Origin of the sequence: Streptococcus ferus DSM 20646 (assembly GCF_000372425.1) — a bacterium.
In the GTDB taxonomy this organism is placed as follows: Bacteria; Bacillota; Bacilli; order Lactobacillales; family Streptococcaceae; genus Streptococcus; species Streptococcus ferus.
The window spans coordinates 23,833-40,206 of record NZ_AQVD01000008.1 but is presented as its reverse complement, the minus strand read 5'-3'; the positions used below and the strand labels follow the sequence as shown (position 1 = coordinate 40,206).

General features: G+C 43.4%; 21 protein-coding genes. 2 read left to right on the top strand and 19 right to left on the bottom strand.

Features of this window, described 5'->3' with window-relative positions; genetic code table 11:
* Positions 1-661 precede the first annotated feature (661 nt).
* The 13 genes from A3GY_RS0109270 to A3GY_RS0109205 all read right to left on the bottom strand — a co-directional run bounded on the left by A3GY_RS0109270 (position 662) and on the right by A3GY_RS0109205 (position 10,041).
* On the bottom strand, positions 662-955 hold the full coding sequence (locus A3GY_RS0109270; RefSeq protein ID WP_018031121.1) for a hypothetical protein: 294 nt from the start codon (positions 953-955) through the stop codon (positions 662-664).
* A 15-nt stretch (positions 956-970) separates the two neighbouring features.
* Complete coding sequence (locus tag A3GY_RS0109265) at positions 971-1,807, bottom strand: PTS system mannose/fructose/sorbose family transporter subunit IID (protein WP_018031120.1); 837 nt, start codon at positions 1,805-1,807, stop codon at positions 971-973.
* Between the two features lies 1 nt (position 1,808).
* Positions 1,809-2,660, bottom strand: coding sequence for a PTS mannose/fructose/sorbose/N-acetylgalactosamine transporter subunit IIC (locus A3GY_RS0109260; protein WP_018031119.1), 852 nt, complete (start codon positions 2,658-2,660; stop codon positions 1,809-1,811).
* A gap of 27 nt (positions 2,661-2,687) precedes the next feature.
* Positions 2,688-3,182: a PTS sugar transporter subunit IIB gene (locus A3GY_RS0109255; protein ID WP_018031118.1), complete on the bottom strand. Its 495-nt coding sequence runs from the start codon at positions 3,180-3,182 to the stop codon at positions 2,688-2,690.
* A 16-nt stretch (positions 3,183-3,198) separates the two neighbouring features.
* Positions 3,199-3,633 carry a PTS sugar transporter subunit IIA gene (locus A3GY_RS0109250; protein WP_026162012.1) on the bottom strand — a complete coding sequence of 145 codons (435 nt, stop codon included), beginning with the start codon at positions 3,631-3,633 and terminating at the stop codon, positions 3,199-3,201.
* Positions 3,634-3,926: 293 nt separating this feature from the next.
* Positions 3,927-5,234, bottom strand: coding sequence for an ABC transporter substrate-binding protein (locus A3GY_RS0109240; protein ID WP_018031115.1), 1,308 nt, complete (start codon positions 5,232-5,234; stop codon positions 3,927-3,929).
* Entirely contained in the window at positions 5,231-5,908 is a 678-nt protein-coding gene (locus tag A3GY_RS0109235; protein ID WP_018031114.1) for a response regulator transcription factor, read from the bottom strand. The genes A3GY_RS0109240 and A3GY_RS0109235 overlap by 4 nt, the downstream gene beginning before the upstream one ends.
* Positions 5,883-7,232: a sensor histidine kinase gene (locus A3GY_RS0109230; RefSeq protein WP_018031113.1), complete on the bottom strand. Its 1,350-nt coding sequence runs from the start codon at positions 7,230-7,232 to the stop codon at positions 5,883-5,885. Before A3GY_RS0109230 ends, A3GY_RS0109235 begins: the two co-directional genes overlap by 26 nt.
* Complete coding sequence (locus tag A3GY_RS0109225; protein WP_408641234.1) at positions 7,232-8,194, bottom strand: sugar ABC transporter substrate-binding protein; 963 nt, start codon at positions 8,192-8,194, stop codon at positions 7,232-7,234. The genes A3GY_RS0109230 and A3GY_RS0109225 overlap by 1 nt, the downstream gene beginning before the upstream one ends.
* A 139-nt stretch (positions 8,195-8,333) precedes the next feature.
* The gene (locus A3GY_RS0109220; RefSeq protein WP_018031111.1) at positions 8,334-8,729 is read right to left on the bottom strand and encodes a single-stranded DNA-binding protein; all 396 of its coding nucleotides are present in this window, start codon (positions 8,727-8,729) and stop codon (positions 8,334-8,336) included.
* 69 nt (positions 8,730-8,798) lie between these two features.
* Positions 8,799-9,425, bottom strand: coding sequence for a YtpR family tRNA-binding protein (gene ytpR / locus A3GY_RS0109215; protein ID WP_018031110.1), 627 nt, complete (start codon positions 9,423-9,425; stop codon positions 8,799-8,801).
* A gap of 6 nt (positions 9,426-9,431) precedes the next feature.
* Positions 9,432-9,749 carry a thioredoxin family protein gene (locus A3GY_RS0109210; protein ID WP_018031109.1) on the bottom strand — a complete coding sequence of 106 codons (318 nt, stop codon included), beginning with the start codon at positions 9,747-9,749 and terminating at the stop codon, positions 9,432-9,434.
* A gap of 10 nt (positions 9,750-9,759) precedes the next feature.
* Positions 9,760-10,041 carry a DUF4651 domain-containing protein gene (locus A3GY_RS0109205; protein ID WP_018031108.1) on the bottom strand — a complete coding sequence of 94 codons (282 nt, stop codon included), beginning with the start codon at positions 10,039-10,041 and terminating at the stop codon, positions 9,760-9,762.
* Positions 10,042-10,150: 109 nt separating this feature from the next.
* On the opposite strand from A3GY_RS0109205, the gene pepA reads away from it, so the two are divergent.
* Both pepA and proC read left to right on the top strand, forming a co-directional pair.
* Positions 10,151-11,215, top strand: a complete 1,065-nt coding sequence (gene pepA, locus A3GY_RS0109200) for a glutamyl aminopeptidase (protein ID WP_018031107.1) — start codon at positions 10,151-10,153, stop codon at positions 11,213-11,215.
* A 12-nt stretch (positions 11,216-11,227) separates the two neighbouring features.
* Positions 11,228-12,010 (top strand): pyrroline-5-carboxylate reductase, encoded by a 783-nt coding sequence (proC, locus tag A3GY_RS0109195; RefSeq protein ID WP_018031106.1) that lies wholly within the window; start codon positions 11,228-11,230, stop codon positions 12,008-12,010.
* A gap of 39 nt (positions 12,011-12,049) precedes the next feature.
* Here proC and A3GY_RS0109190 read toward each other — a convergent pair whose 3' ends face one another.
* The 6 genes from A3GY_RS0109190 to A3GY_RS0109165 all read right to left on the bottom strand — a co-directional run bounded on the left by A3GY_RS0109190 (position 12,050) and on the right by A3GY_RS0109165 (position 16,345).
* A complete protein-coding gene (locus A3GY_RS0109190) occupies positions 12,050-12,718 on the bottom strand; it encodes a CPBP family intramembrane glutamic endopeptidase (protein ID WP_018031105.1) in 669 nt (222 codons plus the stop codon).
* Positions 12,719-12,768: 50 nt separating this feature from the next.
* A complete protein-coding gene (locus A3GY_RS0109185) occupies positions 12,769-13,473 on the bottom strand; it encodes a hypothetical protein (RefSeq protein ID WP_018031104.1) in 705 nt (234 codons plus the stop codon).
* A complete protein-coding gene (locus A3GY_RS0109180) occupies positions 13,466-14,299 on the bottom strand; it encodes an ABC transporter ATP-binding protein (RefSeq protein ID WP_018031103.1) in 834 nt (277 codons plus the stop codon). The genes A3GY_RS0109185 and A3GY_RS0109180 overlap by 8 nt, the downstream gene beginning before the upstream one ends.
* A 9-nt stretch (positions 14,300-14,308) precedes the next feature.
* Complete coding sequence (locus tag A3GY_RS09960) at positions 14,309-14,758, bottom strand: hypothetical protein (protein WP_018031102.1); 450 nt, start codon at positions 14,756-14,758, stop codon at positions 14,309-14,311.
* Between the two features lie 60 nt (positions 14,759-14,818).
* Complete coding sequence (locus tag A3GY_RS0109170; RefSeq protein WP_018031101.1) at positions 14,819-15,016, bottom strand: helix-turn-helix transcriptional regulator; 198 nt, start codon at positions 15,014-15,016, stop codon at positions 14,819-14,821.
* A gap of 135 nt (positions 15,017-15,151) precedes the next feature.
* Positions 15,152-16,345 carry an acetate kinase gene (locus tag A3GY_RS0109165; protein WP_018031100.1) on the bottom strand — a complete coding sequence of 398 codons (1,194 nt, stop codon included), beginning with the start codon at positions 16,343-16,345 and terminating at the stop codon, positions 15,152-15,154.
* Between the last annotated feature and the right edge of the window lie 29 nt (positions 16,346-16,374).

Below are 16,374 nucleotides of genomic sequence, written 5' to 3'. Positions count from 1 at the left end.
CGTCCGTCATGGGCTCTGTCTTTCCCAGACTGGTTGCTGACGTTTGGTTGGCTTCTATGGTTGTCGCATAGGCCGAAATCTGAGCGGTCAGCGTCTCCTCATCTAGGTCTTCACCGCCGACCTGGGCACGGTATTCGTCCGGCAGTTTCTGAACATCGGCCTTCGCGGCGTCTGCCAGAAGGATAAAGGCTTTTACCAAGGGAGNNACAACGCTGNTNCCATAGCTTTTGATATTGGTATAGGCACTGCCTGAGAGCTTGTCTTCATTGGCTAGGTTGTCAAAGGCACTGATGAGACTTTCAAAAGCAGCCGTATAACTGTCAGCCAGCGCCGCTACCGAGGTCGCCTGACTGTCAGAACTCCCTAAAACCATTTTTACCATTCCTAAAACCCTCTCTTGTTTCAATTTATTTATTATAGCATAAAAGAAAGGGCTTTGGCAGCTGCATTTGGAGATTAAAAAGAGAGAACATCATCGTTCTCTCTAATTTACTATCTTCGTATTGTTTTTCCAAAAAATCGTTGCGGGCTGTCTTTATTTAAATCTTAAGAACAAGACTTGTCTTTCTGCATCAGAGAACATCCAAGAGAGTTGTTGAGAGATACAGCAAGCCTCTAAAAATCCCTGCCGGTGGAGATTAGACCTGCAGGGAGAGTTGTTTTATTTGGTGCTTGTTTTTAACTTCTGCTCAAAGCGGTTAATCAGCCTTTGGACATTCAGTCTGCCCTTATAAATGCCGTAGCCAAAAACTAGCATGGCTAAAATCCCCAGCAAGGAAAGCAGAATGCCAATGATGAGCAAGATGAGGCTGCTATCTTTAAAGGAATAAATCAGAATCAGCCCTAGACTGGCGATGACAAACATCAGCGTAAACCAGCGCCCTAAATTCTCAATCATATGTTTTTGATAAGCAATTTCCTGTTCATAGCCCTGAACAAATTCTGTTTTATTCATTTCCTTTTCTCCGCTTTAGTATTTCAAACCTGGATTGAAGAATCCTGTCAGAACACCGATGAAAGCAATCACTACCAAGAGGAGCATTACCTTGATTGGTGACATATTCTTCTTCGCCATCAACCACCAGCAAAAGACGATAAAGGCTGCGGTCAAAAGACCTGGATAAACACCGTCCAATTGGTCTTGGAGCACCAAGAAAGCTTTTCCTGAAGCATTTTTTAACTGGAAGGCTGTTTTAACCGGTACCCAAGTCGCAGCAACTGCCCCAATAACCATACCGCCGACAATCGAAACGGATTTGCGGATGGCTTGCCCTTGAGGGCCAACTAAGAATTCAACCGCACGGTCTCCCAGTTCATAACCCTTGAAATAGGCAAATTTCATACCGAAGTAAGCCAGCAGGTTCCACACAATGATGTAGAAAATCGCACCGACTGGTGAGCCGCCATTAGAAAGTCCGAGGGAGATCCCTAGGATAATCGGAATCAAGGTACCAACAATAAGCGAATCCCCGATACCGGCAACAGGACCCATTAGACCTGCACGGAGACCATTGATGGTTTCATCGTCAACCCCATCTGCACCATTGGCGCGAGCTTCTTCAAGACCTGCGGTAATCCCAACGACCAAGGAACCGAGCTGCGGTTCAGTGTTAAAGAAAGCGGTATAGGTCTTGATAGCCTTACTCTGATCTTCCTTTTTATCGTAAAGTTCTTCAACGATTGGCAGCATGGAGGTCAAGTAACCGAAGGTCTGCATATGTTCTTGAGAGAAACAGGTTAAGTGACCATAGTACCAATGGTGGAATGACTTTGTTAATGTTTTCTTTGTAATTTTCTTTTGAGCCATTTTAAATATCCTCCTCATCGTCATCAAAGTCAGCACTGCCTGCTGTCGCTGCTGCTACTTTCATGTTGCGCACGCTGGCAATTTCATAGAAGATAACAGCGAAGATAAGTGAGATAACAGCACTTGATACTAAGTTCAGACCAAGTGATGCGGCAAGCGTAAAGCCAACAAAGAACGGAACAAAGTCAACGGGTTTTTCAACAATTTGTTTTAAGAGGATGGCAATCCCCACACATGGAAGCAAAGAACCTACGGTAAAGAGGGTTTTCATTGGAATGCCGTCCATTGGAAGAGCTGTTTTAAGAGCTGTTACGGCATCAGCACCTAACTTACACATGATTAAAGTTGGCAGGAATGAGAAGATGAAATGTGAAATCCAAGGCATTCCCCAGTCAACGGCATAGAGTTTTTTAAAGTCCCCTTTTTCAACAGCCTTCCAGCCGATGTGCTGCCAAACCAAGTTCATAGTGGCTGTTCCGTAGAAAAGAACGGTACCGACTGTTCCTACCAGAGTTCCCATTGATTTAGCTAGGTTAGCCGCATCAGCAGAAGTGGCAGACAGTCCCTGTGAGTGAATCGCTACCATGGCAAGCGGAATTCCGATATAAGATACCGCACGCACATCGGCAGAAACGGTTCCCCCCGGAGTTACCAAAGCGATATAAACCAGCTGCATGGCAACACCAGCCATGATCCCTGTTTTTAAATCTCCTAAAACAATCCCGCAGACGAGACCCCCGACTAAGGGACGACCCAAGGTGTAGTTACCAATACTGGAACCACCCATACCAGGCATAGAAGACAAACTAGCAAATAGGCCTAAAATAGCGGCCTGTATCCAAGAAATTGTCATGAGAAAATCTCCTTCTCTTTTTTATGATTAATACCCAAATTTACTCTTAAAGTCTGACCAGTAGCCAATGGAAACATCCGGCAGCAGTTGGAATTTGACCCTGTATCCTGCTTTTTCAATCGCTTCAATGGCATCTGCTTCTTCTTGTGTAATGGACTGGTTGTTGCCTAATTTCACTGCCCCAGGCCGATCATTGGCAGGTCCAACAATAATTTCTTTGACTTCTCCGGGAACAAACCCTTGATCCACTAGAATCTCTTTCATATCGACTGGATTCTTAGTAATCAAGAAGTAGCGGCTGTCTGATTCAGATACCTTACCTGATTTAGCGGCAAATGCCTCTTTAGTCCAAACAAATGTCTTTTTATCTGATGCCCCTTTATAGGCCTGAATTAGAACCTTGTTATTAGCGGCGGCATCATTGACGGCAATCAGGCCGTCGCACGGATATTCTTTAGCCCAGCGTGTCACGGTTTGACCGTGTATCATACGGTCATCAATTCTTACAAAAGATACTGTCATTTATCATCGTCTCCTTTTAAATCTCATCGTCGTCTTCGTCATCATCTGATGCGATCACAAATTCCTGCAATGCACTGCTGGCTTCTCCCAAAACAGTGCTGACCAAGTCACTGCCTTCCAGAACATCCTTCATAACCAGTGAATTGACTGCCATTGGCAGGTTCATGCCTCCTAAAATAGTGGCATCGTCTAACTTACCGACCTCCGCTAAGACATTACAGGCCGTTGTCAAGGGACTTCCCCCGACAATATCTGCCAGCACAAGAACCGAATCATCTGCCGTCAAGCCTGAAATAGCTTCTCTAAAGACGACTGCAAAATCATCCACTGACTTGCCATTTTCAAGACCAACCGCAATGACCTGATCAATCTTATCTTCGGCAAACATAGCCAACGATGTCTTCAGGCCCTCAGCGAAACCTCCATGGCTGACAAGTACAAGGTACTTCATAATTTCACCCAACTTTCTCCTTTGTTTTCTTTATTTTACAACCTTGGAAAGGGCTTTCAAAGTGGCATTTGTCATTGCTTTGAATGTGACAGTTGTCATCAAAAAAGTGACAAATGTCAATTGACAGTCAGCCAAGAAGAGGAGATGAGTAAGGAGTTCGTCTTCGAGGAAATCCTGCCAAAACACAGAAAATCTACTGCAGAGACAGAACTTCACCAGTTAAAGAAGACAGTAAAATAGGCCACTCGTTTCAAGTCTTTATGAACCGAGCAGCCTGCTGTTGAGGTCTTTATTTATTTAAGGTTATCTTCAATCTCCTTTTGAATATCTGCCAAGTCATTGTCAATGGTATTTTGCTCCAAGGACTGTGAAATGAGATAGTCTGCCTTTTCGGAGATGGTATTATAGGACTTGAACTTAGGTTCAAGGATGGATTCTTTCATCATGCCGTCTAGGGTGGAAAGGCTGAGGGCTGTTGCCCCAAAATTATCGTTCTGGAGAATTTCGCGGCTTTCCTTGCTTTTCATAACTGAAGTTAAGACAGAGACCCCTTGGGACATCTTGAAAAGCTCCTGTTGGCTTTCCTTATCATAGGTCAAGAGTTTCAAGAACTCCCAAGCCAAATCCGCATGGGCACTTTTTGAGGAGATGGCATAAAGGCTGCTCTTGGTCTGCGTATGCGAAATACCTGCTTCTTGACTGGGCATGGCCACACATGACCAAGAAAAAGAAGAATACTTCGAAACATGATAAGGGTAGGGTTTGTACGTCCGATATTGCGCCAAGGTCATGGGATAAAAGGCCACCCGGCCTTCATCAAAATCTTCCAAAGTCACCTGGTAGTTATCATTAAGAGCCTCTAGCTTTGTGATTAAAGATAGGGCTTTTCGAACTTCTGGTGTGTTAAAATAACTTTCTGTTCCAGATGCGTTAAAAAGACTGATTCCATAAGCGGCGATAGCATCCTCCCAGTCATAACCAAAACAGCCATACTGGTCGATAACACCATCCTGATTAGTATCTTTGGTCACCTTTTGACAAATCTCGTAAAAATCCGTCAGCGTCCAGCTTGACTTGGGCAGGTCAATCCCTTCTTTTTTCAAAAGGTCGATATTGATACACATCATCACCGGGTTGCTTTCAAAAGGAAGGGCGTACTGGGTCTTTTCGTATTCCCCCGATAAATAAGGCGTCTGATAAAAATCCGAAACCTGAATATCTCGTTTGACATTCCCATCCAGATTTGCCAGTGCTCCAGTTGAAGCCAGGAGGTTAAAATCATTTTCCGGAACAATAAAAACATCCGGCTGCTGTCCGGCCACAATTTTGGAAGAGAGCCAGCCAGAATAATCTTCCTTCGTAATTCCGCTTTCATACCTGACCTCCACATTGGGATGAGCTTTTTCAAAACGCCTAATGACACGATCTAAAAATTGGTACTCCTGACCGCTAGGGACATCCCAGCTACTTCCAGCATAGGTGCCAAGCCACAGGGTTGTTTTTTTCTGAGACTGTCTGATCCCAAAAAAGGTCAGAAGCACTAGACCTATGAGAACAAGAACTAAAACTAGGCGATAACGTTTCAACCAAGCTCTGATCATAGGTCATCTCCAAAATGTTTTGTTGTGACACCGGTCTGAACAGCCCAGATGGCCAACTGAGTCCGATCGCGCAAATTAAGCTTGGATAAAATATTGGAGAGGTAATTACGGACCGTTCCCTCAGACAGATAAAGCTTCGTGGCTATTTCCTTATTAGACAGACCAAAGCCAATTTGCTGGATAATCTTCCACTCGGCCTTGGAAATGTCAGCCACACTGGTTTCTTGTACCTGAATAGCGCTATTAGACTGTGCAATCTGAGAAAACAGTTTAACAACTTTAGTGGCAATATCAGGATTGATCATGGCATTTCCCTGACTGACCGTTTCAATGGCCTGGTGCAGGTCCTCCATCGAAATCCCTTTAAGAATATAGCCAGAAGCACCGTATTTCAAGGCGCTAAAAATAAACTCATCATCATCAAAAGTCGTCAAAATAATAACCTTGACATTGGGATACTGTTCTTTTACCGTTTTCGTACATAAGACACCATCCATTTTGGGCATGCGGATATCCATTAGAATGACATCCGCTGTGACCGTTTTAAGCTTTTCTAAGACCTCAAAACCATCGCCAACAGCACCAACAACGTCTATATCAGGATAGGCGGACAGGACGATTTTTAAGGATTCTCTGATTAGTTCCTGATCATCCGCTATAAGAACTTTGGTCATCTTCTTCTCCTTTGCGCTTTGGAATCGTAATAATGGTCTGGAAACCATCCTGACTGTGGAATTCTACTGTCCCTCCGATAATGGTCAGACGCTCTCTCATCTGTGTTAAGCCATAGCCCATTGTTATCTCCTGGCAGCCGATCCCGTCGTCGTAAATTGTGAGCAAATAATCATCAGCCTTGAACATATCAATCTCTACATTTTGAGCATGTCCATGGCGCAGGGAATTTGTAATGGATTCTTGGATGACCCGAAAGATAATATCCTCTTTGGTAATATCCAAATCCACATCATCCCAGTCATAATGCAACTCAACGTGTAATTTTGATAGGTTTTCATAGTCCGTAATCATTTTTAGGAGGGCTTCTTTCAGACTCCCCTTATCCAGTGCCCCTGGACGCAGCTTTTCAAGAGATCTGCGCACATCTTGGATGCCTTCGCGGACAACCTGAGAAACATTGTTCAGCTGATTTTTAGCATGACCAGGGTTTAGATCAACTAATACTGACACGGCATCAATTCCAGCAGAAATACCTGTCAGCGCATGCCCCAAAGTATCATGAATTTCTCTGGCAATCCGCTTGCGTTCCTTATCCTCGGCAATCTTTTCAGCCAGACTAATATAGTCATTAAGCTGGGTATTGGCCCGATCAGCCATTCTCAGCTCCTCTTCAATCTTATGATTTTCCGCCACTGAATACATGACATAAGAAACCAAGGAGATGATAAAAACAATAATATTCAGAGAGGACAAAAAATTCTTGATAAACGATAAGGTTATCCGTGTCGTATTAGGAAAAAAGCTGATATAGGTGTCCAGAGAGGGCATTTTGACCAGCAAGGACAAAAGTTCGTAATTCGAAATAAGGAGCATGCCGAAACTAACGACAATAAAAAGCAGCCAGTATTTTTGCTCACGCACACTGTAAAAGTTCGCATAACTATAAAAAATGTCAGCGAAAACCAGCAGAAAAAGGCCGTTATAAGAAAATTGCAGCGCTGTAAAGGTTAAAATAATAAGCAATATTTCAACCAAAATCAGCCAATCGCTGTAAATATCTTCCTTAAAGGCCATTCGCCGATCTCGATAAAAGAGAACCAAGAGAAAAAGGAAGAAAAAGAAGGCCGTTGACAGAAAGACATGATCCGGATTGTTTGGCACCGCTTCTAGCTTTTCCAAAAGCAGATGGCTAAAGTTCTTGGTCAAGATATATTTACTGGCAAAGAGATAAACAAAGCTGTAAAAAAAGACGGCCACAATATTAACGAAGATGAGAGCCATTCTGGAAAAACGGCTGTATTTCGCATATTTGATACTATTCATTACTGCCACCCTGCCAAATCATAATCTGCAATATTCGCCTTTGTAATCAATTCAACCGGAATGATAACTTCCTTATCATAATCACGGTCCTTGCTGAGTTGATAGGTCGCCTTAATGACTTCTTTTCCCATCGTATAGGGAGACTGAGCCACAGTAGCCTTCACATCATTCGTGGTAGCAATGAGATTTTTCATATCTGGAGAGCCATCAATCCCATAAATTAAAGGATGTCCTGAGAGCTTAGCCCCCTTAATAGCTGCTAAAGAACCAAGTGCCGCCCTGTCATTTAAAGCCATAACGGTATCAAAATAGATTCCCTTATCAATGATATTTTTGACCTGAGGCATAGCAATCTCAGTCTGTCCCAGCGCATCCGCCCTCGCGACCACACGGTAATTGCCATGATTTTCAATAGTATCCAAGAAGCCCTGGATTCGGTCCGTAGCCGAAATGGCATCCAAATGTTCAAGCAAGAGAATATCGGCCGATTTTTTACTGGCCATTAAGTTTTGAGCACAAAGCACACCCGCCTTGTAATTGTCTGAAACGATGGTCGTGTCCACAAATGAGCTGTCAGCCAGCTGACTGTCAACCAAAATAATCTTAATCCCCAACTTTTTGGCTGCCTTTAAGCGACTGATAATTTTTTGGCTGTTTCCATCAACAGGATTGATAATAATCACATCAACCTTTTCTTTCATAAAAGAATCAATTTGCTCCACCTGTTTATCAATGTTAAGAGCTGGATCTCTGGTATAGAGTCTGTCCTGATGCTCATTCACCGTTTTTTCAACCTCAGCATTGAGATATTTATAAAAATCATTGTTCATGGTCATATAGGTGGCACCAATTTTGACCTGATCAGGAAAAGCAGCCTGTGTTTTATAGTGATAAAACAAGGCGCTAATAATCGCCATCAAGACCAAAAAGCCTGAAACTAACACAAAACCTGACTTTTTCAACATCTGTCTGCTCCTATCCTAAGTAACCCTAGTGTAGCACTTTCAGAAATTTCCTGCAAATTCACTTAGCATTCAACGCCTTTGCCAAACAAAAAAAGAGTCACCCCTCAAGTGGCGTCTCTTTGATCAGGAAGCCGACCTAGAAAGGAAGCTCCTCTTCTTCTAAAACCAGATCCGTTAAATCATTGGCAGCATTGTTTTCACGCATAGCACGCTGGGCACGGCTTTCTAAAAGCTGGAAGGAATGGCCTAAGACCTCGGTGACGTAGTGTTTACTGCCATCTTTTTCATAATGGCGAGTCCGAAGCTCCCCGTCAATGGAGAGCAGGCTCCCCTTACTGCCATAAGATGCAAGGCTTTCAGCTAATTTCCCCCAGAACACAATATTGACGAAATCAGCCTGTTTCTCACCATCCTGTCCCTTAAAACGGCGGTTAACGGCTAAAGTTGCCCGTGTGACCGATTTGTCAGTTGCTGTTTTAACCATTTCAGGCGTCGCTGTCAGGCGACCAATCATGATAACTTTGTTGTACATTTATTACCTCCTACCTTATTATTCGTAAGGAGGTCACAAAAATGAAAGAACCGAGATTTTATCTCGGTTCTAAGCAGACCAGTGTTTGTTCGCATCAAAAGGGGCACCGACAAGGGCTGTGCTAGGCAGCTCAATAATCCCCCTCTTCTGGGGCGCATTGGGCAGCGCCAGCTCACGCGGACTGCACATCATCCCAAAGCTATCAACGCCTCGCAGCTGCCCTGCAAAGATAAGGCTGCCATTTGGCATCATCGCACCTGGCAAAGCCACGATGGTCTTGAGTCCTACTTTGGCATTTGGAGCTCCGGCCACAATTTGGAGCGTACGCTCATCAGTAACCCTCACCTGACAAATATTAAGATGGTCACTATCGGCATGCGGTGCCATAGCCGTAATTTCACCCACTACAAATTTGGGTTCTGCATCCTTTTCCAGTATTTCTGTGAAACCTTCCTTTCCCAGCTCTGTATTAAAGCGGGCCAGACTGTCTTCAGAAAGTTCAATTTGTCCGCTGCCGCTAAGATCCGCAATCTGCGAAGCATCAAAAATATTCCAAGCAACCGTCTGTTGATTATCCAGACGGTAGATACGTGTTACCCGACCTTTTCGTTCAGCTGCTAATTTTTGTCCCTGATGATCCGCAAGGATAACCATTAAAACATCGCCAACACTCTTTTGATTATATGTGAAAATCATTTTTCCTCATTCTAAACCAGCTAAAAAGCTGATAATTTCTTCTTTAGTTTTTCGTTTTTTATTAACCAGACGTGCCAGCTCCCGACCATTCTCAAGAACGATAAAACTCGGAATCCCAAACACACCCCATTTTTCCGCCAAAATGAGATAATCATCTCGGTCAAGCTGAATAAAGGTCAGCTCTGGAAAGGCTGCTTCAATGTCTGGCATACTGGGATAAATGAACTGACAGTCGCCGCACCAATCCGCCTTAAAAAAGAGAACTTGCTTGCCGGGCCGCTCGAGGTGAGAAGCCACATCTTCTAGGCTTTTCGGAACAATCATGCCTGAATACCTACTTTTCTTGTTGATAGTCTAACTGTCCTCGGTCATAGGTAAAGTGAAATACTCTGCCGTCTTCAAGAACAACTCCCCCTGTCATAAAGACATCACTTGATTCAAAGTCATTGATATAAAGCACCTGAAGGCTTCCCAGTGTTTCAAAAACAGACCTAACCGATTCAAGAATTGCTGCCTTTTGACGCTCAATATGGGACTGATGGAGCGCAAGGCCTGTTGCCACTATGCCTCCGGCTAATATCAGACCTGAGGCCAATAGAATTTTTTTAGCTTTCATAAGGCTTATTCTACCATATTTTTAGCATTTCTCCTAGAATCATTTATCGCAGGAACTAGGCTAAGTTTGGCTTTTTTTGGTATAATAAAGCCTAGAATCGAGGTTTTCTATGACAGATTTATTTGCTAAAATCAAGGAAGTAACAGAATTAGATGGTATTTCGGCCCATGAAGGTCAGGTAAGAGACTACCTGCGCCAAAAAATTACGCCTCTCGTTGACCGTGTTGAAACCGATGGTTTGGGAGGCATTTTTGGGATTAAAGAAAGTTCGGCAGCTCAGGCGCCAAAGATCCTAGTCGCCGCACATATGGACGAAGTCGGCTTTATGCTCACAGAAATCAAAACAGACGGAACATTGCGAGCCGTTGATATTGGTGGCTGGAATCCGCTGGTTATCAGCTCCCAGCGTTTCTGTCTTTATACCAGACAAGGAAGAAAAATCCCCCTTATTTCAGGATCGGTTCCTCCTCATCTCCTCAGTAAAAAAGGAGGAAATGGATTGCCAGAGATTGCTGATTTGATCTTTGATGCTGGTTTTACAAGCCAAACGGAGGCCCAAGATTTTGGTCTGACGCCCGGAGACATGATTGTCCCTGACAGCTCTGCTATTTTGACCGCCAATCAAAAACATATCATCAGCAAGGCCTGGGATAACCGCTACGGTGTCTTGATGGTCACCGAACTTTTAGAGAGCCTCAAGCACGACAAACTTAACAGCACTCTTATTGCTGGTGCCAACGTCCAAGAAGAAGTGGGCCTTCGCGGAGCTCATGCTTCTACAACAAAGTATGATCCCGATATTTTCTTTGCGGTCGATTGCTCACCTGCTGGCGATATCTATGGGGATCAAGGGAAGATTGGCGATGGAACCCTGATTCGTTTCTACGATCCCGGACACCTGATGCTGCCTAATATGCGGGACTTCCTGCTGACAACAGCAGAGGAAGCTGGCATCAAGTACCAATTTTATGCCGGTAAGGGAGGGACGGATGCCGGTGTCGCCCATCTTAAAAATTCGGGCGTTCCGTCAACCACTATTGGTGTCTGTGCTCGCTACGTCCACTCCCATCAAACCTTGTATAGCATGGATGACTTCCTAGAAGCTCAAGCTTTTTTACAGGCTCTAGTGAAGAAACTTGACCGGTCTACCTTAGATCTTATTAAAAACAATTAAAGAGGACTTGTTATGAAAATTGGTTTTATCGGTGCCGGAAAAATGGCCGGCGCTATCATCAAAGGATTAGAAAAAACAGACTTTGACATTATTTTATCTGAGACAAACCTAAAACGCAGCCAAGAGCGCGCCAAGGACTTAGGCGTCAGCTATGCTCAGAGCCACCAGGAACTGATCCATCAGGCTGATCTGCTTGTGCTGGGTGTTAAGCCGCAATTTCTTAAGCAAGCACTGGAAGGACTGGTGATTGACAAACCAATCTTATCCATGGCTGCTGGCATCTCTTTGGAAACTTTAGCCCAGCTAACAACTGACAGCCTGCCAATCATCCGCATTATGCCCAACCTTAATGCCGAAATCTTGAAAAGCACAACTGCTATCTGCCGTAATCCATTCGTCTCAGACAGCCTATTTGAGACAGCCCAGCAGATTACCAACGCCTTCGGATCAACCTTTGTCCTTGATGAGAAGGATTTCGATGCTTTCACTGCTCTGGCTGGTTCAAGTCCAGCTTACATTGCGCTTTTCATTGAAGCTCTGGCTAAAGCCGGTGTCAAATACGGCTTTCCAAAAACAACCGCTCTGGATATTGTGACCCAAACCCTTCTGGCTACTTCCGAAAATCTCTTACAGAGCGACCAAAGCCCCAATGATTTCATCGACAAGGTCTCAAGCCCCGGCGGAACAACCGTTGCAGGACTCTTAGATTTGGAAAAAACTGGTTTTACGGCCAGCACGGTGTCTGCTATTGATGCCACCATTAACCGATCGCAGCAGCTATCAAAAAGAGGCTAGGACAAAAGTCCTGCCTCTTTTTCTGATACCTTATGACGTTTACTGAAGCATGAAAAGCATGATGCTAAAGGCAATACCGTTATTCAAGGCATGAGCCAAAACACTATACTCCAGCTTTTGAGACTTGTACGCAATGATGCCTAGGATAGAACCCATCCCAAAATAAATCACAAAACTACCTATATTGCTGGGACTATGCGCCAAAGCAAACAAGAGGGTTCCTAAGGCATAGCCTAAGAGCGCTAATTTTTTTGAAAAGAGCCTTGGAATAAGACCTCGAAAGATAATTTCTTCGGTCAAGGGGGCCATTATCACCACAAAGACAAACATAGACACCAGCGTTGTTGGATGAATCATCTCATTGATTGCAGATTGATTGGCTGTTGTTGCCCGACCTTCTAAGTATAGAATTAAACTTCCGATAAGATTAATTCCCATAATAAGCAGATAGCCGATTAAGCTATAAGCCAGCGAGGGAATCGTAAACCAAGATTTCCATTCAAAGCGAAGCAATTTTTGCTGCTGGGCAAAAATCACAAAAATCGTCAGAACAAGAAGCTGTATAATCAGAAGCGTCAAGACTTGATCAAGTCTCAGGTAGCCCTGCTCTTTGAGCCATAAACTCATAGGTATGAGCGCATATTGGCTGATGATTAGAAATCCGATAATGATAAGAATATCCAGTATTTTTTTGAAAACTTTTTTCATGATTTCTCCTTTATTTTCATCATACAGGACTTACTGCCATTTGACAAGTTTTATTTTTGCAGCCGTATCCGCTTTAGAGCCCAGACAATTAAAAGCAGAAGCAAGACAAGCCAAAGAAGCAAAATTAGGCTGGCCTGACTGAAAAGAGGAAAGTCAGCTAATTGCTTACTGTATTTGATGAAAGCCCCCATAAAGGTTAAGGCAATCCATTTTTCCAGAGATTTTTCAATAATGGCAAAAAGCGGTAAAAAAGAGATCCCCAGCATAATTGGAAGACTAGCAATACTGGCCTTGGATTGGGTATTTGACAAAATCCCTAAAAGCAAGTAAATGAGTAGTGTGACTAAAGAGGTTACGATATTGACAATGATATACTGCCCGCCAAGTTTCGAAAAGGACTGTTGAAGATAGATAGGCAAGGCCACAATATAGAGTAGCTGAATAAAAAAGGGGTAAACCAGATTTGCCAAAAGATACTCCGGTGTGCCAACACCGCTCAACTGGAGGCTGCGCAGGTTATGCTTTTCATTCTCCTCGGAGATGATTAGCGCCACGATAAATCCGACAAATCCATAAACCATCGGCAGAACTAAAAATAAAATCATCTCGTTCTTGTCGCCTATCGGCAGATCCTTATACATGAATTGATAGAGGGCAACCATTAAAATCGGCATTAAAATTTGGATGACAATCTGTTTATTGGCCCAAATAATTTCCCGTCTCAACCAAATAAGAGCTGTAAAACGTTTAAACATTTAGCTTACCTCCTGTCAATTCAATAAAGATATCTTCCAATGTCGGCTCACAAGAGTGAATCATCTCAATTCCTTGAGCATCTCCTCGCTTGGTTAACTCAGAGAAGTCCAGCTCTTCGTGAGAACCATCCTCATAAGTCAGACGCACTTTTTTACGGTGATTATATTTCGTGATAAGTTCTGACGGGCTGCCCTGTTCTACCAAGAGACCTTTATCCAGAAGGGCCAGCTGATCACACAACAAGGTCGCTTCATGCATGTCATGCGTCGTCAAAAAAATACTTGTCCCGGCATCTCTTAATGCCAATAGTAAATCATGAATGACTCTGGAGGTAGCTGGGTCCAGCCCACTAGTGGGTTCATCTAAAAAGAGAACTTGAGGTTTATTGAGGAGCGCGCGTGCCAAAAGCATCCGCTGTTTCATTCCTGTCGAGAGCTTTTCGACAGGCTTCTTGCGATCATCATAAAGGCCAAGCAATTTTAGTAACTCATCAACTCTGCTTTTATCAAGATTGTACAATTTACTGTAAGCCAAAATATTTTTATAAAGGCTGATTTTTTCATAAGAGCCACTATTGTCACTGACAATCCCAATTTTTTCGAAATCGGATGTCTTTAATTCCTGAGGCTTTTTACCAAATACCGTCACCTCTCCACTGCTAGCTGCGAGCTGACCAGTTAGGATATTGATGGTTGTGGTTTTTCCTGAGCCAGATGGCCCTAGAAAACCAAAAATTTCCCCTTCCGAAATAGTAAAAGAAATATCCTTCAGGGCCTCTTTCTTTCCAAAACATTTGGATAAATGGTTAACGACTATCCTTTTCATAACAACCTCCTATAATAGTTGATTTAAAACAGAGCGAATAATAACCCAGCCCAAAAGGATGCTGTACAGCAGGGTCACCAGTAAAATGAGGTAGGAAAAACTGATAGACCAGACTGCCTTCAAAAAGATGAGCACAATCACTTCAAGGAGAATCAGACCTAAAACATAAAGAGTTGTCCGCTGCGTCAGGTACTGATTGCGCTCATCATAAGCTTCGATATAGGCTTGATTCAGCGCTCTGTCATTGGTTACCTTTGACAGATAGACAAAGGCATTGATCAAACAGCCGCCTCCCATTCCCGCAAACAAACCTTTGGTAAAACTATCCTCCTTAAGAATCAAACCCAGTATCAAAAAAGCTGGACCTAAAATCAGAGAGACCAAACCCACTCGAAGCAGGAATTTTTTGTAAGCTGCTTTAGACTTCTTTTTACCTGTATTCACCATCATTTTTAACATATCATATCTCCTTTGCTTTCTGTCTTTCGGTAGCTAGACGGGAAAGCCTTCTTCTTTTTACTAGTCTTCATCGAAAATAAAGACCTCTTCAATCGTTTTATCAAAAAAACGAGCAATCTTATGCGCCAACTCCAGAGAGGCATTATAACGCCCCTTCTCTAACGAAATAATCGTCTGCCGAGTGACACTCAACTTTTCAGCTAAGTCTGCCTGACTCAACTTCTGTGATTTCCGAAACTCTTGGATACGTGTTCTCACCTGTCTCCCTCCTAGTTCTTGTTCTCGTTACATGATAAGTATAGTTTGCTTTGCATTTTTTGTCAAGTTTATTTTACATTTTTGACAAAATAAAAGAGTTTGGGGCAAAATCCCCAAACTCTTTTAATTTAGAGTCTATACTTTTTTCAAACGTTCAACATCACGGGCAATCACTAGCTCCTCATCTGTCGGGATAACAAGAACCCGGACTGCTGCTCCATCTTTTGAGATATCTCCTTCTGCACCGAAAACATTCTTAGCAGGATCCAACAGCATACCGAACCAAGACAGCCCCGAAACGACAGCCTCACGAATTTCCGCCGAGTTTTCTCCAATTCCAGCCGTAAAGACCAGTGCATCTAAGCCGTTAAGTTCTGCGACGTACTGACCGATAAAGCGCTGCAGGCGATTGACAAACATATCAAAAGCTAAGCTAGCCTTGGGATCTCCCTTAGCCTTGCCATCTTGAATCTCGCGCATATCGCTAGACGTTTCAGAAACCCCCAGAAGACCGGACTGCTTATTGAGCACGTTGATTAAATCAGCAGCATCCTTCACATCAGGATCTTTTTCGATCAAATAAGGAATCAAGGCAGGATCAATATCTCCAGAACGGGTGCCCATCATTGGGCCAGCTAAAGGCGTGAAGCCCATCGAAGTATCCAGACATTTGCCATCTTTGATAGCCGTCAAGGAAACACCATTTCCGATATGAGCCGTAATCAGTTTTAGCTCTTCAAGCGGTTTGCCCAGAACCTTGGCAGCCTCATTGGCCACATACTGATGACTAGTCCCATGAGCTCCATATTTACGCGCTTGGTACTCTTCATAATATTTGGTCGGCAGAGGATAACGGTAGGAAACCTCTGGCATACTGGCGTGAAAAGCCGTATCAAAAACAGCTACACTGGTAATATCGGGCAACAGCTCTTTGAAAGCACGAATACCAGCAACATGGGCAGGGTTGTGAAGAGGCGCTAAGGCACTTAACGCTTCAATTTTATCAATTTCAACATCACCAATCAGACAAGACTCTTTAAAGTACTCACCTCCTGCAACCACGCGATGTCCCACACCTGTTATTTCAGCAAAGTCTTTAATAATCCCATGTTTTTGCAGGTCATCCAAGAGGAGTTTTACTGCCTGCGTATGATCAGCAATATCTAGCGTTTGACTGTCTGATTTTCCATCATATTTAACTGTTGATATGGAATCATTGAGACCTATTCTTTCAATAATTCCCTTAGCTAATACCTTCTCAGCAGGCATTTCATAAAGCTGCCATTTCAGACTGGAACTACCGGCATTGATTGAAATTGTTTTTGACATAGTCTACCTCATGTAATCGTTTTCGTTAA

What these genes read in the sequence shown, in the direction of transcription:
- ytpR (WP_018031110.1), bottom strand. Translation starts at nt 9,425, where the DNA reads ATGATTTTCACATATAATCAAAAGAGTGTTGGCGATGTTTTAATGGTT.
- A3GY_RS0109250 (WP_026162012.1), bottom strand. Translation starts at nt 3,633, where the DNA reads ATGAAGTACCTTGTACTTGTCAGCCATGGAGGTTTCGCTGAGGGCCTG.
- A3GY_RS0109205 (WP_018031108.1), bottom strand. Translation starts at nt 10,041, where the DNA reads ATGAAAGCTAAAAAAATTCTATTGGCCTCAGGTCTGATATTAGCCGGA.
- A3GY_RS0109235 (WP_018031114.1), bottom strand. Translation starts at nt 5,908, where the DNA reads ATGACCAAAGTTCTTATAGCGGATGATCAGGAACTAATCAGAGAATCC.
- A3GY_RS0109190 (WP_018031105.1), bottom strand. Translation starts at nt 12,718, where the DNA reads ATGAAAAAAGTTTTCAAAAAAATACTGGATATTCTTATCATTATCGGA.
- A3GY_RS0109240 (WP_018031115.1), bottom strand. Translation starts at nt 5,234, where the DNA reads ATGATCAGAGCTTGGTTGAAACGTTATCGCCTAGTTTTAGTTCTTGTT.
- A3GY_RS0109220 (WP_018031111.1), bottom strand. Translation starts at nt 8,729, where the DNA reads ATGTACAACAAAGTTATCATGATTGGTCGCCTGACAGCGACGCCTGAA.
- pepA (WP_018031107.1), top strand. Translation starts at nt 10,151, where the DNA reads ATGACAGATTTATTTGCTAAAATCAAGGAAGTAACAGAATTAGATGGT.
- A3GY_RS0109230 (WP_018031113.1), bottom strand. Translation starts at nt 7,232, where the DNA reads ATGAATAGTATCAAATATGCGAAATACAGCCGTTTTTCCAGAATGGCT.
- A3GY_RS0109165 (WP_018031100.1), bottom strand. Translation starts at nt 16,345, where the DNA reads ATGTCAAAAACAATTTCAATCAATGCCGGTAGTTCCAGTCTGAAATGG.
- A3GY_RS0109180 (WP_018031103.1), bottom strand. Translation starts at nt 14,299, where the DNA reads ATGAAAAGGATAGTCGTTAACCATTTATCCAAATGTTTTGGAAAGAAA.
- A3GY_RS0109255 (WP_018031118.1), bottom strand. Translation starts at nt 3,182, where the DNA reads ATGACAGTATCTTTTGTAAGAATTGATGACCGTATGATACACGGTCAA.
- A3GY_RS0109265 (WP_018031120.1), bottom strand. Translation starts at nt 1,807, where the DNA reads ATGGCTCAAAAGAAAATTACAAAGAAAACATTAACAAAGTCATTCCAC.
- A3GY_RS0109260 (WP_018031119.1), bottom strand. Translation starts at nt 2,660, where the DNA reads ATGACAATTTCTTGGATACAGGCCGCTATTTTAGGCCTATTTGCTAGT.
- A3GY_RS0109210 (WP_018031109.1), bottom strand. Translation starts at nt 9,749, where the DNA reads ATGATTGTTCCGAAAAGCCTAGAAGATGTGGCTTCTCACCTCGAGCGG.
- A3GY_RS0109270 (WP_018031121.1), bottom strand. Translation starts at nt 955, where the DNA reads ATGAATAAAACAGAATTTGTTCAGGGCTATGAACAGGAAATTGCTTAT.
- proC (WP_018031106.1), top strand. Translation starts at nt 11,228, where the DNA reads ATGAAAATTGGTTTTATCGGTGCCGGAAAAATGGCCGGCGCTATCATC.
- A3GY_RS09960 (WP_018031102.1), bottom strand. Translation starts at nt 14,758, where the DNA reads ATGTTAAAAATGATGGTGAATACAGGTAAAAAGAAGTCTAAAGCAGCT.
- A3GY_RS0109185 (WP_018031104.1), bottom strand. Translation starts at nt 13,473, where the DNA reads ATGTTTAAACGTTTTACAGCTCTTATTTGGTTGAGACGGGAAATTATT.